Annotated in this window: 9 protein-coding genes; 6 read left to right on the top strand and 3 right to left on the bottom strand. The window is 71.9% G+C overall.

What is annotated here, in order from left to right:
- Nucleotides 1–38 precede the first annotated feature (38 nt).
- The 3 genes from guaB to ACSQ2D_RS15435 all read left to right on the top strand — a co-directional run bounded on the left by guaB (nucleotide 39) and on the right by ACSQ2D_RS15435 (nucleotide 5,655).
- On the top strand, nucleotides 39–1,556 hold the full coding sequence (guaB, locus tag ACSQ2D_RS15445) for an IMP dehydrogenase (RefSeq protein ID WP_435986819.1): 1,518 nt from the start codon (nucleotides 39–41) through the stop codon (nucleotides 1,554–1,556).
- A 107-nt stretch (nucleotides 1,557–1,663) separates the two neighbouring features.
- Complete coding sequence (locus ACSQ2D_RS15440; protein ID WP_435986818.1) at nucleotides 1,664–2,785, top strand: GuaB3 family IMP dehydrogenase-related protein; 1,122 nt, start codon at nucleotides 1,664–1,666, stop codon at nucleotides 2,783–2,785.
- Between the two features lie 212 nt (nucleotides 2,786–2,997).
- Nucleotides 2,998–5,655, top strand: coding sequence for a bifunctional glycosyltransferase/CDP-glycerol:glycerophosphate glycerophosphotransferase (locus ACSQ2D_RS15435; RefSeq protein ID WP_435986817.1), 2,658 nt, complete (start codon nucleotides 2,998–3,000; stop codon nucleotides 5,653–5,655).
- A gap of 12 nt (nucleotides 5,656–5,667) precedes the next feature.
- On the opposite strand, the gene ACSQ2D_RS15430 is transcribed toward ACSQ2D_RS15435, so the two are convergent.
- A complete protein-coding gene (locus ACSQ2D_RS15430) occupies nucleotides 5,668–7,251 on the bottom strand; it encodes a glycosyltransferase family 2 protein (RefSeq protein WP_435986816.1) in 1,584 nt (527 codons plus the stop codon).
- Between the two features lie 169 nt (nucleotides 7,252–7,420).
- Between ACSQ2D_RS15430 and ACSQ2D_RS15425 the strand changes: the two genes are divergently transcribed.
- The 3 genes from ACSQ2D_RS15425 to ACSQ2D_RS15415 all read left to right on the top strand — a co-directional run bounded on the left by ACSQ2D_RS15425 (nucleotide 7,421) and on the right by ACSQ2D_RS15415 (nucleotide 11,778).
- Complete coding sequence (locus ACSQ2D_RS15425; RefSeq protein WP_435986815.1) at nucleotides 7,421–9,586, top strand: acyltransferase family protein; 2,166 nt, start codon at nucleotides 7,421–7,423, stop codon at nucleotides 9,584–9,586.
- Between the two features lie 66 nt (nucleotides 9,587–9,652).
- Complete coding sequence (locus ACSQ2D_RS15420; RefSeq protein WP_435986814.1) at nucleotides 9,653–11,320, top strand: GMC oxidoreductase; 1,668 nt, start codon at nucleotides 9,653–9,655, stop codon at nucleotides 11,318–11,320.
- Nucleotides 11,321–11,595: 275 nt separating this feature from the next.
- Nucleotides 11,596–11,778 (top strand): hypothetical protein, encoded by a 183-nt coding sequence (locus ACSQ2D_RS15415; RefSeq protein WP_435986813.1) that lies wholly within the window; start codon nucleotides 11,596–11,598, stop codon nucleotides 11,776–11,778.
- A 370-nt stretch (nucleotides 11,779–12,148) separates the two neighbouring features.
- Here the strand turns inward: ACSQ2D_RS15415 and ACSQ2D_RS15410 are convergent, their stop codons facing one another.
- Nucleotides 12,149–13,924, bottom strand: a complete 1,776-nt coding sequence (locus ACSQ2D_RS15410) for an ABC transporter ATP-binding protein (RefSeq protein WP_435986812.1) — start codon at nucleotides 13,922–13,924, stop codon at nucleotides 12,149–12,151.
- Nucleotides 13,924–15,645 carry an ABC transporter ATP-binding protein gene (locus ACSQ2D_RS15405; protein ID WP_435986811.1) on the bottom strand — a complete coding sequence of 574 codons (1,722 nt, stop codon included), beginning with the start codon at nucleotides 15,643–15,645 and terminating at the stop codon, nucleotides 13,924–13,926. Before ACSQ2D_RS15405 ends, ACSQ2D_RS15410 begins: the two co-directional genes overlap by 1 nt.
- Between the last annotated feature and the right edge of the window lie 115 nt (nucleotides 15,646–15,760).

The following is a 15,760-nucleotide window of genomic DNA, read 5'->3' as shown; positions in this document are numbered from 1 at the left end:
CGTTCGGCCGCGCCCGCGCCAGCCCGTAGAATCGGGCAATGAGCCTCGGATCGTCTGACGTGCCCGCTGCTTTCGCCACGATGGGGCTGACGTACGACGACGTCCTGCTCCTGCCGGGCTACAGCGACCTCGCCCCCAACGACATCGACACGACGACGCGCCTCACGCGCGAGCTGTCGATCCGGTCCCCGCTCATCTCCGCGGCGATGGACACCGTCACCGAGGCCCGCATGGCGATCGCGATGGCTCGCCAGGGCGGTCTCGGCGTCCTGCACCGCAACCTCTCCATCCAGGACCAGGCCTACCAGGTCGACCTCGTCAAGCGGACCCAGACCGGGATGATCTCCAACCCGATCACCATCGGTCCCGACCGCACCCTCGAGGAGCTCGACACGATCTGCGGCGAGTACCGCGTCTCGGGCCTGCCGGTCATCGGGGACGACAAGAAGCTCATCGGCATGGTGACCAACCGCGACCTGCGCTTCACGCCCGTCGCCGAGTGGGCCACGACCCTCGTGCGCGACGTCATGACGCCGATGCCGCTCATCACGGGTCCCGTCGGCATCGGTCGCGACGAGGCCACCGCGCTGCTGCGCCAGCACAAGCGCGAGCGCCTGCCGATCGTCGACTCCGAGGGCCACCTCGCCGGGCTCATCACGGTCAAGGACTTCGTCAAGGGCGAGCAGTTCCCCGACGCGAGCAACGACGCCGACGGCCGCCTCATGGTCGGTGCGGCGATCGGCTACTTCGGCGACGCGTGGGAGCGTGCGACGACGCTCATCGAGGCCGGCGTCGACGTGCTCGTCGCCGACACCGCCCACGGGCACGTGCGCCTGCTCATCGAGATGGTCGACCGGCTCAAGAGCGACCCCGCGACGAGGCACGTCCAGGTCATCGGCGGCAACGTCGCCACCCGCGAGGGCGCGCAGGCGTTCGTCGACGCCGGCGCCGACGCCGTCAAGGTGGGCGTCGGGCCGGGCTCCATCTGCACGACCCGCATCGTCACCGGCGTCGGAGCGCCCCAGATCACCGCGGTGCACGCGGCCGCCCAGGCGTGCAAGGCCGCCGGGGTGCCGGTCATCGCCGACGGCGGGCTGCAGTACTCCGGCGACATCGCCAAGGCGATCGTCGCGGGCGCCGACTCCGTCATGGTGGGCTCGCTGCTCGCCGGGTGCGAGGAGAGCCCGGGAGAGCTGATCTTCGTCAACGGCAAGCAGTTCAAGAGCTACCGCGGGATGGGCTCGCTCGGGGCGATGAGCTCGCGCGGCAAGAAGTCCTACTCCAAGGACCGCTACTTCCAGGCCGAGGTCGACTCCGACGACAAGATCGTGCCCGAGGGCATCGAGGGCCGGGTCGCCTACCGCGGGCCGCTTCAGGCCGTCGCCCACCAGATGCTCGGCGGCCTCCGCCAGTCGATGTTCTACGTCGGTGCGCGGACGATTCCCGAGCTGCAGGACAAGGGCCAGTTCGTGCGCATCACGTCGGCCTCGCTCAAGGAGAGCCACCCGCACGACATCCAGGGCATCGTCGAGGCGCCCAACTACTCGATCGGCTGATTGCCGCGCGAGGCGTCGCCCGACGCACCACCCGATGACGTATGCCGTCCCGCGGAGCCCGCGGGACGGCATACGACCGCTGCCGGCCGGGTCGGTAGGATCGGCCGGTGACCGAGATCGAGATTGGCCGAGGCAAGCGCGGACGGCGCGCCTACTCCTTCGACGACATCGCCGTCGTGCCCTCCCGGCGCACGCGCGACCCCGAGGAGGTCTCGGTGTCGTGGCAGATCGACGCCTACCACTTCGACATCCCGGTCATGGCGGCGCCGATGGACTCGGTCGTCTCGCCCGAGAGCGCGACGGTGCTCGGCAAGCTCGGTGCCCTGCCGGTCCTCGACCTCGAGGGGCTGTGGACCCGCTACGAGGACCCGACCGCGCAGCTGCGTGAGATCGCCGAGATCGAGCCCGAGGCCGCCACGGCCCGCATGCAGCAGATCTACGCCGAGCCGATCAAGCCCGAGCTCATCACCGAGCGCCTGCGCCAGCTGCGCGAGGCCGGGGTCACCGTCGCCGGCGCCCTGTCGCCGCAGCGCACCCAGCAGCACTGGAAGACCGTCGTCGACGCCGGCGTCGACCTCTTCGTCATCCGCGGCACGACCGTCTCGGCCGAGCACGTCTCGGGCCGCGCCGAGCCGCTCAACCTCAAGCGCTTCATCTACGAGCTCGACGTCCCGGTCATCGTCGGCGGCGCCGCGTCCTACACGGCGGCGCTGCACCTCATGCGGACCGGTGCGGCCGGCGTCCTCGTCGGTTTCGGCGGCGGCGCGGCGCACACGACGCGCACGGCCCTCGGCATCCACGCCCCGATGGCCTCGGCCGTCGCCGACGTCGCGGCGGCGCGCCGCGACTACCTCGACGAGTCCGGCGGACGCTACGTCCACGTCATCGCCGACGGCGGCGTCGGCACGTCCGGCGACATCGTCAAGGCGGTCGCGTGCGGTGCCGACGCCGTCATGCTCGGCGCGGCGCTGGCCCGGGCCACCGACGCACCGGGCGGCGGCTACCACTGGGGCCCCGAGGCGCACCACCAGCAGCTCCCGCGCGGCGAGCGCATCGCCCTCGGCACGCAGGCCTCCATCGAGGAGATCCTCTTCGGGCCCGGTCGCCAGGCCGACGGTGCGACCAACGTCATCGGCGCCCTCAAGCGGGCCATGGCCACGACCGGCTACTCCGACGTCAAGGAGTTCCAGCGCGTCGAGGTCGTCGTCTCGCCCTATCTGGGCGGCTGACGACCGCCGGCGGCACCGGCGCGGGCGTCCTGGCGAGGGGTCTGCCGCGGCCGCTCGGGACGGCCCTGGTTCGGGACGGATAGTATTTGTGCGGCAATCGCCCCCGAGCGGGGTGGCGCGGTCGGGATGGCGTCAGGGGACGTCCACCGCGAGACCAGATCCACCAGAGCACGGGAGCCACGTGGCTGCCCCGTGCGGGAAAGGCACCAGACATGACCGAGGCGACCCCCGAGCACGCGACCCCCTCGAGTCCGGGCAGGCCGTTGTTCTCGATCGTCTCGGCCGTCTACAACGTCTCGCGCTACCTCGACGAGTACATCGCCGCCATCGAGGAGCAGACCTTCGACCTCTCCCGCCTGCAGGTCGTCCTCGTCGACGACGGCTCGACGGACGACTCCCGAGCCGTCCTCGAGGAGTGGGCCGCCCGAGCCCGCTGCGAGGTCGTCGTGCTCCACCAGGAGAACGCCGGCCAGGCTGCCGCCCGCAACGCCGGCCTGGAGCGGGCCACGGGCGAGTGGGTCACGTTCATGGACCCCGACGACACCGTCAACGCGAAGTTCTTCGCCTCGATGGCCGCGTTCGCCGCCGAGAACCCCGAGGTGCAGTTCCTCTCGGCCAACGTCGTGCTGCGCAACGAGGGCACGGGCGAGCTGGGCAAGCACCCGCGTTGGAAGATGTACTCCGACGACCGTCTCGTCGACCTCGACGTCGCGACGTCCTACATTCCGGGCAGCTCGACGACGTCCGTGATGCGGCGCGACGTCATCGGTGACCTCCGGTTCAACCCGGGGCTGCGCCCGAACTTCGAGGACGGCGACTTCGCCGTGCGCTACCTGCTCGGGGCACCCAGCCGCCAGACCGGCTTCATCGGGTCGGCGCGCTACTACTACCGCAAGCGGGCCGACCAGAGCTCGACGCTGCAGACCGGCATCTCGGCCGTGGGCCGCTACTCGACGGTGCCGCGCGACGGCTACCTCGGGCTGCTCCGCGAGGCGTCCGAACGCTACGGCACCGCGCCGATGTGGGTGCAGCACGTCATCCTCTACGAGCTGTCGTGGTACTTCTCGTCCGAGGACGCGATGGCCAACTCGGCGTCGGCCATCAGTGGTGACCTGGCCGCGGGCTTCCGCAAGACCCTCGGCGAGATCGCCGAGCTGCTCTCCCCGGACGTCGTCGACTCGTTCACGATCCGCAAGTTCCAGCCGCACTGGCGCGACATCCTCCAGCACGGCCTGGGCGGCCAGCCGTGGCACACCCCGTATGCCGTCACCGACAAGTACGACCGCACCAAGCGCATGGTGCGCGTGCTCTACCGCTACACCGGGGAGGCCCCCGAGGAGGGGCTGTACCTGCGGGGCGAGCTCAAGGCGCCGCGCTACGCGAAGACGCGCGCCATCGAGTTCTTCGGCGACGTGCTCATGTGGGAGCGCATCCTCTGGGTCGACGCCCGCGGCACGCTCGAGCTGCGCCTCGACGGCTCGCGCGTCGAGCTGCTCACCGGCTGGCAGGGTGTGCGCACCCGGGCCCTCGGTGCGCGTGCCATCGCCAACCGGTTCCGCCGCCCGGGCCGTCGGCGCCGCGAGGCGATCGACCGTCTGCTCGTCGACCCGGTGCGCGTGCTCGCCGCCCGGTCCCAGGTGCGCAAGCAGTTCGGGGGCGCCTGGGTGCTCATGGACCGCATCCACGACGCCAACGACTCGGGCGAGATCCTCTACCGCTGGCTTCGGGACAACCGACCCGACGTCAACGCGTGGTTCGTCCTCGAGAAGGACACCCCGGACTGGAAGCGACTTAGGGCCGAGGGCTACGGCGCGCGCCTCGTCGCGCACGGCACGCTGCGCTGGAAGCTGCTCATGATCAACGCGGCCCACCTCATCTCCTCGCACATCGACGCGCCGGTGCAGAAGCCGCCGGCCATCCTCAAGCACGTCGAGCCGAAGTGGAAGTTCACCTTCCTCCAGCACGGCGTCATCAAGGACGACCTGTCGCGGTGGCTCAACCCCAAGCAGGTGGACGTCTTCGTCACGTCGACGCCGGGGGAGTACGAGTCGATCGCCGGCGACGGCTCGCCCTATGTCTTCACCGGCAAGGAGGTGGCGCTGACCGGGCTGCCGCGCTTCGACCGGCTGCACGCCAAGGCGCAGCGCATCCAGGGTGACGCGTGCGACCTCATCCTCGTCGCGCCCACGTGGCGCAACTGGCTCGTGCCGCCGCTCAAGCCGGGCAGCCAGCGTCGGGTCATCGACTCGCACTTCTTCGAGACCGAGTACGCCAAGGCGTGGACCGCCTTCCTCAGCAGCCCCGAGCTGACCGAGCTCGCGGCCCGCACGGGGCGCACCGTGGCCTTCCTGCCGCACCCGAACATCCAGCCGGTCCTGGCCAAGATGGACCTGCCGGACTCGGTGCTGCGCCTGTCGTTCGACGGTGCCGACGTGCAGGAGTACTTCGCCCGCTCGGCCGTGCTCGTCACCGACTACTCGTCGATGGCCTTCAACGCGGCCTACATGGACCGTCCGGTCGTCTACTTCCAGTTCGACGCCGAGCGCGTCATGGCCGGTGGGCACGTCGGTCGCGCGGGCTACTTCCAGTACCCCCGCGACGGCTTCGGCCCGGTCGTCGAGGACGTCGACGCCGCGGTCGCCGCGGTCGTCGACATCGCCGACAACGGGTATGCCGCCCGGCCGGAGTTCCAGGGCCGCATCGACGCGACGTTCCCGATGCGTGACGGCCAGTGCTGCGCACGGGTCACGGCAGCCATCGAGCAGCTCGACTCGCCGCGTCAGGGCGACCCGAGCCGGTCGAAGAAGGCCCGGACCGAGTCGCCGGCCGCGGCGGAGGCCTCCGCCGCAGCCCCGGCCGCGAGCGTCTGACGTCGGGCGGGCTCAGCCGGCGTCGCCGGTCGGGCCCGCCCCGTCGCCGTCCTCGTCGCCGGTGGCACTCGTCGGACGCAGCGACAGGTTGCCGTTGCGCGTCCGGTAGAGCTCGATCCCGCCGTCCAGCGCAGGCAGGGCCACGTCGGCGGGCACCTCGACCGGGCGCGGCTTGCGCGGACGGACGGGGAGCCGGGAGCGCAGCGCACCCATGACGTCGACCTTGACGTCCCACGCGGTGGTGGGAGGGGCGTCCGGGCCGGGTGTCGGGAGCCGCAGGTCCGTCTCGAAGGCGCCCCCAGGGCGTACGCGTGTGGTGGACGTCGCGAGCACGTCCGCGGTGTCGCGGTCGACGAGCGTGAACGCGAGACGTGAGCGGGACCCGATGCCGTCGTCACCGTCGACGACGGTGCCGCCGAGCAGGAGGCTGTCGCCGGCCACGCGGACGTCGCGACACGTCGTCGTGCGGAGGCGCCGGCCCTTGGCGTGCTCCTTGGTGACGACTCTGGTGAGGTCGTGGTCGGCGGACGTCTCGTCCGCAGCGCGGTAGGGCCACCACCAACGGTCGGCGCGGTGCGCGAGGGGACGCTCGACGTGCTTGCGGCGGTAGGCGAACAGGCAAGCCGCGACGGCGCTCTCGGCGCTGCCGTCGACCAGCTCGCGCACGACGAGCCGGTAGGGCTGGGCCAGACCCTCACGCAGCTCGGCCGGCAGCCCGGTCAGGTAGTCCCGCACCGCGGCGAGGAAGGCTTCCCGGTAGTCGGCGTCGCGGGCGTCGAGGTCCTTGCCGTAGAGCGACAGGTCGTGGCGCACGAACTTGTCGAGCTTGGCGGCCGCGAGGTCGGGCCGCTCGGCGAGCTGGACGTCGATGGCCCGGTTGGCGGCGAGGCGGTCGTCGAAGTTGGCGATCTCGTGGCGTCTGGCGGTGATCGACTCCTCGCCCGAGACGTTGTTGACGTACCAGTGGTAGACGACCTCGTCGAGGGTCGCGATGCGTCGGGCCGTGGCCCAGAGCGCCACGGTGAAGGGCTGGTCCTCGTAGAGGATGCGCTCGGGGAAGCGGATGGAGTGCTCGTCGAGGAGGCTCCGGCGCATGACCTTCGCGACGGCGATCGTGTCCTGCCACAGGGGCGAGCCGGGTGACAGGGGCTCGACGGGACCAGCCGTGTAGTCGGTCGCCGGCAGCGGCGTGAGCCGCCCGGTCCGCTCGTTGTAGCGGGCGACCGCCCCGGCCGCGACGTCGGCGTCGTGGGCGACCGCGATCTCGACGAGCCGGCGCAGCGAACCGGCGACGTACGTGTCGTCGCTGTCGACGAAGGCCACCCAGTCGCCGCGTGCCTCGTCGAGGCCGAGGTTGCGCGGCGCCCCCGGGGCCCCGTCGTTGACGCCCCGGTGCACGACGCGTACGCGGTCGTCCTCGGCGGCCAGCCGGTCGGCGACCGCGCCGGTGTCGTCGGTCGAGCCGTCGTCGACGACGAGGACCTCGACGTCCGGCCCCTCGCACGCGGCGAGGGCGGACCGCACGGCCCGCGGGAGTCGCTCGGCGTCGTTGTGGACGTTGCAGATGACGGTCAGCAGGGGAGCGGCGTGGGGCACGCAGGTTCTCTTCCGGTCGAGGAGGGTCGGCTCATCCTATGGGTGGCCTCGGGTCCACCATCAGCGCGGAATCGGTCCCCAGCAGGTTCGTGCGTTAGTTTGTCGGGGTCAATTCGCGGCTGAACGGGGGCAGCCCGTGCAGGACCACCAGTAGTTCGGAGCAGATCCCTTGGCAGCACCCGACGGAACGAGCGCAGCGGTCGTCGGCGCACCCACGGACGTCGCGGCCGAGCCTGCCTCTCCCGGGAGCGCAGCGCGCGACGAGGCCCCGGCGACGGCTGCCCAGTCCGTGCCCGCGGGTCCCCGCAAGGACATCCAGGCACTGCGTGCGGTCGCGGTGGCCCTGGTCGTGCTCTACCACTTCTGGCCCCAGCGGCTCACCGGCGGCTACGTCGGCGTCGACGTCTTCTTCGTCATCTCCGGCTTCCTCATCACGCTGCACCTGCTCGAGCGCCCGATCCGCGGGACCAAGGACCTCTTCGCCTTCTGGGCTCGCCGCGTCCGGCGCCTCATCCCGGCCGCCACCGTGGTGCTGCTGGTCACGCTCGTGGCCAGCATGGTCTGGCTGCCGCAGACCGTCCACGCCCGCGTGGCCAAGGAGGTGCTCGCGTCGGCGTTCTACGTCGAGAACTGGATGCTGGCGCTCACCTCGACCGACTACCTCGCGACCGACCAGCTGCACTCGCCCACCCAGCACTACTGGTCGCTCTCCGTCGAGGAGCAGTTCTACATCGTCTGGCCCGTGCTCATCGGCCTGGCCTACCTCGTCTCCCGGCGGTTCGGCCGGTCCTTCCGCTTCCCGCCGCTGCTCGTCATCGGCGCCGTCAGCCTTGCCTCGCTCGCCTGGTCGGCCTGGTTCACCGGCGAGGACGCGGCCCAGGCGTACTTCGTCACGACCACCCGCGTCTGGGAGCTCGGCGTCGGCGCGGCGCTCGCGGCGGCGGTCCACGCAGGCCTGCGGCCCCGTGGTGTGCTCGTGCGCTCGGCGCTCGTCTGGGGCGGTCTCGCGGCCATCCTGTGGTCGGCGGTCGCGTTCACGGGAGCGACCCCGTTCCCCGGCGTCGCTGCCCTGCTGCCCACCGTCGGAGCGGCTGCGGTCATCGCGGCGCGGTCCGACGACCTGCGGGCCGGTCCGCGCCGGCTGTGGTCCGGTCGGCCCGTGCAGTGGCTCGGCGACGTGTCCTACTCGGTCTACCTCTGGCACTGGCCCGCCATCGCCATCGCGCCGTTCGTCCTGGACGACGACAACGTCACCTGGCCCCAGAAGCTGCTCATCCTCGTCGTCGTGCTCGGGCTCTCGGCCGTGACGAAGCGGTGGGTCGAGGACGCCATGCGGTTCACGCCGAGGCTGGCACGGAGCACGCGGCGCTCGTTCGTCCTGCTGGCCGTCTGCCTCGCCGTCTCCGCGTCGGCCTCCGGCCTCGCGCTGTGGCAGACCGCCCGCGCGACGGCGGCGACCGACGCCGTCGTCATCGACTCCGACGCGGCGTGCGTCGGGGCCGACGCCCTGCGCACCGCGTCGTGCGCCGGTCGTCAGACCGAGATGCTCACCAACCCGGTGCGCGCGGCCGACGACAAGCCCGACGTCTACGCCGACGACTGCTGGAACAACCGGCCCTTCACCCGGCACAAGGTCTGCACCTACGGCCCCCGCAACGCGCCGGTTCGGGTCGCCCTCTACGGCAACTCGCACGCCGGCCAGTGGCAGCCACCGATCGTGCGTACGGCCAAGGAGCGCGGGTGGAGGGTCGACACCTACATCGCCTCCGAGTGCTACTCGGTCGACGTCCCGATCTTCTTCCCGACGAAGGCGCTCGAGGACAACTGCATGGACTGGAACGCGTGGGCGCGCGGTGAGATCACGAGCGGCAAGTACGACCTCGTCGTCATGTCCGACCGCACGTTCCAGCCGCTCAAGGACGTCGCCGCGGCCGAGAAGCCGGCCGTCGCGAAGCAGGCGTACAACCGGGTCATCGACGGGTTCGTCGCGTCGGGTGCCCGCGTCCTCGCCATCCGCGACACACCGGCCGCCGCGGCGAGCGTGCCCGACTGCGTGGCCCGCTACGCCGACGACGTCGAGCGGTGCGCCACGTCGCAGAAGAAGGGCCTCGAGCCCGACCCGCTCGCCGAGGCGGCGCGGGCGCGTGCCGGCACGGACGTCAGCCTCCTCGAGGTGACCGACCTACTGTGCAAGGACGGCTCGTGCCCGGCGGTGCTCGGGGGTCTCATCACCTACTTCGACCACGGGCACATGACGAAGTCCTTCTCCCTCACGCTCTTCCCCGAGGTGTCGCGTGCGCTGCGCGGCGCCCTCGAGGGTGTGCCGGACGCCTGACGGCCCGCCGTGTGGCAAAGGTTACTGACGGTAGCCTTACGGCCGTCCGCTGCCTAGGGTGTGGGCATGGAGTTCGACCACGACGTCGTCGTCATCGGGTCCGGCTTCGGCGGGTCCGTGGCCGCACTGCGGCTCGCCGAGAAGGGCTATCGCGTCCATGTCTACGAGGCGGGTCGCCGCTTCGAGGACGACGACTTCGCCCGGACGAGCTGGGACGTGCGCCGCTACCTCTGGGCGCCACGGCTCGGGCTCTTCGGCGTCCAGCGCATCCACCGCCTGCCCGACTGCCTCGTCCTCGCGGGCGCCGGGGTCGGAGGTGGGTCGCTCAACTACGCCAACACCCTCTACGTGCCACCGGCGCCGTTCTTCGGCGACCGGCAGTGGGGTCACATCACCGACTGGCAGGCCGAGCTCGCACCGCACTACGCGACGGCCCAGCGCATGCTCGGCGTGACCGTCAACCCGTGCGACGGCCCGGTCGAGCAGCTGATGCGTGACACCGCCACCGACCTCGGCGTCGGCGACAGCTTCCGCAAGACGCCGGTCGGGGTCTTCTTCGGCGAGCCCGGCAAGCGCGTCCCCGACCCCTACTTCGGCGGCGAGGGACCGGCACGCACCGGCTGCACGGAGTGCGGCAACTGCATGGTCGGCTGCCGCGTCGGCGCCAAGAACACCCTCGTCAAGAACTACCTCGCGCTCGCCGAGCGACGTGGTGTCACCATCGAGCCCCTGCGCACGGTGACCCGCGTGCGACCACTCGACCCGGCTGCGCCGGAGCAGGGGTATGCCGTCACGACCGTCCGCAGCGGATCGTGGGGTCGGCGCCGGGCGGGAGAGCGCACCGTCACGGCCGGCCAGGTCGTCGTCGCGGCCGGGGCGTGGGGCACGGCCCAGCTGCTCCAGGCGATGAAGGCCGAGCCCGAGGGGCGGGGGCTGCCGCGCCTGTCCGACGCGCTCGGGAGGCTGACCCGCACGAACTCCGAGGCCCTCGGCGGGGCGATGACGGCCAGGGTGCCCGACGGTGTCGACCTGACGCGAGGTGTGGCGATCACGTCGAGCTTCCACGTCACCGACACGACGCACGTCGAGAACGTCCGCTACGGCAAGGGCTCCAACCTCATGGGGGCCCTCGCCGTCATGCAGGTCGACGGCGGTGGCCGGGTGCCGCGATGGCTGAGGTTCGCCGGAACCGCGGCGCGTCACCCGTGGGTCTTCGCCCGGTCCTTGTCGACCCGGCGCTGGAGCGAGCGCACCGTGATCGCTCTCGTCATGCAGAGCAGCGACAACTCGATCACGGTCCGTCGCAGACGTGGCCTCCTCGGGTGGCACCTGACGTCGACGCAGGGCCACGGCGAGCCCAACCCGACGTACATCCCCGAGGGCAACGTGGCGGTGCGCGCCATGGCGTCGAGGCTCGAGCGCACGACGGGGGAGCGGGCCTGGCCCGGGTCGTCGGTCGGCGAGGTCCTCGACATCCCGATGACGGCGCACTTCCTCGGCGGCGCCGTCATCTCCGACTCGCCGGAGCACGGGGTCATCGACCCGTACCAGCGGGTGTGGGGCTACCCCGGCCTGCACGTGCTCGACGGGGCGGCGGTCTCGGCGAACCTCGGGGTCAACCCGAGCCTGACCATCACGGCGCAGGCCGAGCGAGCCGTGTCCCTGTGGCCGGTTCGCGGCGAGGTCGACCGGCGCCCGGCCCAGGGCGAGGCCTACCGGCTCGTCGACGCCTGACGTCCTCGGCACCGACGTCGGCGGGCCCGCCGGGTGCGGGTCGGTGGTGCCCCGACCCCGCACCTGCCCGGACGACCGGACGGAGCTCGGCCCCGACGACGGTGCCGAAGGGTGGCGGGGCCGAGTGGGTCGTGCTTGGATCGGCGCACATCGGACAACCAGGGGAGGCACGGATGGGCATCGAGGCGAACACTGCGGACACGGCAAGCACTGCGCCCGGTCGGCCGGAGACGCGGCCGGTCGACCCGGTGGCGACGCGGGAGCAGCAGGCGATCGTGGCGGGGCTCGTACTCGCGGCGCTCCTGCTGCCCGGCGTCGTGCGCGCGGCACTGCTCGTGGCCGCGGCGCTCGTGTCGACCCTCGTGCACTGCCCGAGGTGGGTGGGCATCCTGCTCGTCTCGGCGGGGGTGCCGCTCCTGCTCTTCTCGGCCGTGACCGGGAGCCTGTGGTACCCCTGACCCGACTCGCCGGCCGCACCGGGGCGGCCGGTCGCCCCGAGAGATGAGGGAGGGTGAGGCCGTCACCCCTCAGAGACGGCCCCACCCGGCGGTGCGGGCTAGCAACCGGTCGAGAAACAGCCCGGCACCGCGCTGACAACGACGCAGCCGGAGGGGGGTTACGCCATCTGTCATTTATTTCCCGAAGTTGTCGAAACTCTTCTCGGAAGGGGTGACGACGGGGCCACTCGACGGTTGGCTGCGAGGTCCGGTGTGACGACAGGGCCACTCGACGGTTGGCTGCGAGGTCCGGTGTGACGACGGGGCCACTCGACGTGATCGTCGAGTGGCCCCGTCGTCCCGGGTGTCCCCGGATGCTGCCGGCTGGTCGTCAGCGAGCGGGCTGGGGCTCGTCGCGCCACGAACGCCACAGGGCGGCATACGCGCCGTCGGCCTCGAGCAGCTCCTCGTGCGAGCCGATCTCGCTGATCCGTCCGTCCTCGACGACGCACACGCGGTCGGCGTCGTGCGCCGTCATGAGACGGTGCGCGATGGCGACGACGGTGCGCCCCTCGACGACCGCCGCGAGGGAGCGCTCGAGGTGCCGGGCCGCGCGCGGGTCGAGCAGCGACGTCGCCTCGTCGAGGACCAGCGTGTGCGGGTCGGCGAGGACGAGCCGCGCGAGAGCGAGCTGCTGGGCCTGCGGCTCGGTGAGGCGGTGTCCACCCGAGCCGACGACGGTGTCGAGGCCGTCGGGCAGCTCGAGCGCCCAGCTGCGGGCGTCGACGGCGGCGAGCGCCTCGAGCAGCTGCTCGCGCGACGCCTCGGGCCGGGCGAGACGCAGGTTGTCCTCGAGCGACCCCACGAAGACGTGGTGCTCCTGCGTCACGAGCGCGACCTGACCACGCAGCTGCGCCAGCTCGAGGTCGACGAGGCGCACGCCGCCGACGTCGACGCGGCCCTGCCGGGGACCGTCGATGCCGGCCATGAGCCGTCCGAGCGTCGACTTGCCCGCGCCGGACGGACCGACGATGGCGAGGCGCTCGCCCGGCTGGAGGTCGAGCGAGACGCCGCGCAGCACGTCGCGGCCGGCGCGGTAGGAGTAGTGGACGTCCTCGACCTCGAGGTGGTCGTCCTCCGGCTCCTCGCCGGTCGCAGCGCGGTCGGCCGGGACGTCGGCGATGCCGATGACGCGGGCGAGCGAGGTCGCGCCGACCTGGATCTCGTCGAGCCACGAGATGAGCTCGTCGAGGGGTCCGGCCATCTGCTGCACGTAGAGCGCCACGGCCGTGACGGTGCCGGCCGTCGCGATGTCGCGCGAGATGAGGTAGCCACCCCAGAGGAGGGTGACCGCGACGGGTGCGAAGAAGGCGAACTCGACGGAGGGGAACCACCGCATGCGCAGCTTCAGCGTGTAGAGCTCGGCGTCGTAGCAGTCGTGCAGCGCGTCGTCCATGCGCCGGCGACGACGGCTGCGCAGGCCGAGCGCGTCGACGGTGCGCGCACCGTCGGCCGACTCGGTGACGACGCCGTTGAGCACGGCATACGTCGCGCGCTCGCGCAGGTAGCCGTCGGGGGCGTACTTCAGGTAGCGCCGCGTCGACAGCACGAGGATCGGGACGCCGACGACGATGGCCAGCGCGACCTGCCACCCGGTGAGGAAGGCGGCGACGACGGTGATCGTCGTCGTGACGGCGCCGACGAAGATCGACGGGATGCCGAAGCGGATGACGTGCGAGAGCGCCTCGACGTCGTTCGTCGTGCGCGAGACGAGGTCACCGGTGCCGGCGCGCTCGACGGTCGACAGGGGCAGCTCGACGACCCGACCCATGAACTGCTCGCGCAGCTCGGCGAAGATCGTCTCGCCCATGACGAACGAGGCGCGTCGGGCGAACCACGTGACGACGGTCTGGACCACGACCGCGCCGGCGATCCAGAGCGCGAGCCGGTTGACGACGTCGAGCGATCGGCCGTGGCTGATCTCGTCGACGAGCAGACCGATGACGCGGGGCGCCACGAGTGCGGCGCAGGCGGCGACGGCGTGCAGGCCGATGACCGTGAGCAGGCTGCCGCGGTGGCGACGGAGCAGGCCACGGGTGTGGTCCTTGACCGACTCCATGTCGGCCACGGGAAGCGTGCGCGTGGACGGCGCTGGTGTCAGCGACATCAGTCCTCCTCTCCTCGGACGACGGTGCGTCGGTAGTCGGGAACGCCCGCCATGAGCTGGCTGTGGGTGCCGCTCGCGGCGACCGTGCCCCCGCGCAGGAAGACGACGTGGTCGGCCTGGTCGAGGATGAGCGGGCTCGCGGACATGACGACCGTCGTGCGTCCGGCGCGGGCCGCGGTGAGGCGCCCGGCGATGCGGGCCTCGGTGTGCGCGTCGACGGCGCTCGTCGGCTCGACGAGCACGAGGGTGTCCGCCTGGGTCAGGAGGGCGCGCGTCAGGGCGAGCCGCTGGCGCTGGCCGCCGGAGAAGGCCCGGCCCCGCTCCTCGACCTCGTTGTCGAGACCGCCGGGCAGCGCCTCGAGCACGTCGTCGCCGCTCGCGACCGAGAGGGCCTCGAGGATGGACGCGTCGTCGTGGTCGCCCCACGGGTCGAGCTCGTCGCGCAGCGTGCCGGTGAAGAGGCGCGGGTCGGTCTCGGACACGACGACGCGGCGGCGCACCTCGGCGAGCGAGGCGTCGGCGAGGCGCGTGCCGTCGAGCCGCACGTCGGTCTCGTCGGCACCGAAGCGCCCGAGCCGGTCGGCGAGGGCCGCGGACTCCTCCGGGCGTGCCGACACGACGACGGTGAACCGGCCGGGCTCGATGGTGACACCGCTGCGCGGGTCGTAGAGGCGCGCGGGCCCGGAGGGCAGCGGCTGGGCGTCCGGTGTCTCGACGTGGTCGGGCTGGACGCGCAGGATCTTCGTCAGCTTGCGGGCACCGATGTGGGCACGGGTCGCCCGGTCGACCATCTCGGTCGCGGTGCGCAGCGGGATGACGAGGAAGGCGGTGTAGCCGTAGAACGCGACGAGCTGGCCCGCGGTGATCTCACCGTCGATGGCGAAACGTGCGCCGAGCCACACGACCACGAGGACGAAGAGCCCGGGCAGCAGCACCTGCGCGGCGTCGAGCGCCGCCTGGTAGCCGGCCACCTTGTTGCCCACCTGGCGCACGGACTGCGACTGGACGGCATACCGGCGCAGGAACGTGTGCTCGCCGCCGATGCCGCGCAGCACGCGCAGGCCGGCGACGGTGTCGGCGCCGAGCCCGATGAGCTTGCCGGACTCCTCGCGCTGGGCGAGCTGGCGGGCCTGGAGCGGGCGGACGATGAAGGTGAGGCACGCGACGAGCACCGGTACGCCGATGAGCACGACGAGGCCGAGCGGCGTCGACGCGCCGAGCAGGATGAGGGCGACGACGACGTAGGACACGACGGCACCGGCGAATCGCGCTGTCACGTCGTAGAGTCCGCCGATGCGCATCGCGTCCGAGCTGACGGTGGCGACGACGTCGCCGGTCGGGACGGTGCGCGACAGGGCCTCACCGGTGTCGGCGGCCTTGTGTCCGATGAGCTGCGCCGAGCGGAAGGCGCCCTGCATCCAGTTGGCGACGGCGTACTTGTGGCGCATCGCGCCGGAGAGGGCGCTGATGGTGACGAGGCCGATGAGGATGCCGCACCAGAGGACGAGGGACCCGGCGTCGCCGCCGATGATGCCCTCGTCGATGGCCTTGCCCATCGCGGCGGGGAAGAGCGCCTGGCTGACGAGCCACACGATGCCGAAGGCGATGGCGACCACGAGGGTGCGCCACTGGCCCTTGCCGACCCAGCGGAGGTATGCCGTCGGGCTGGTCAGGTCAGGAGTGCCGGGGTCGGCGTGGGGCAGCGAGATCACTTGGTTCATCGTACGTTCGGCGAGGACATGCCTCATGCCATTTTTCGTCGGGGTCACGAGCCGACCGTAGGAGCTCAAGCACGCTTGAGGTCAACGACCGACGGCGTATGCCGTGGGGTCACCT

Origin of the sequence: Terrabacter sp. LjRoot27 (assembly GCF_964254175.1) — a bacterium.
Classification (GTDB): Bacteria; Actinomycetota; Actinomycetes; order Actinomycetales; family Dermatophilaceae; genus Terrabacter.
This window is presented reverse-complemented; position numbering and strand designations above follow the sequence as displayed.

What these genes read in the sequence shown, in the direction of transcription:
- guaB (WP_435986819.1), top strand. Translation starts at nt 39, where the DNA reads ATGAGCCTCGGATCGTCTGACGTGCCCGCTGCTTTCGCCACGATGGGG.
- ACSQ2D_RS15435 (WP_435986817.1), top strand. Translation starts at nt 2,998, where the DNA reads ATGACCGAGGCGACCCCCGAGCACGCGACCCCCTCGAGTCCGGGCAGG.
- ACSQ2D_RS15420 (WP_435986814.1), top strand. Translation starts at nt 9,653, where the DNA reads ATGGAGTTCGACCACGACGTCGTCGTCATCGGGTCCGGCTTCGGCGGG.
- ACSQ2D_RS15410 (WP_435986812.1), bottom strand. Translation starts at nt 13,924, where the DNA reads ATGTCGCTGACACCAGCGCCGTCCACGCGCACGCTTCCCGTGGCCGAC.
- ACSQ2D_RS15405 (WP_435986811.1), bottom strand. Translation starts at nt 15,645, where the DNA reads ATGAACCAAGTGATCTCGCTGCCCCACGCCGACCCCGGCACTCCTGAC.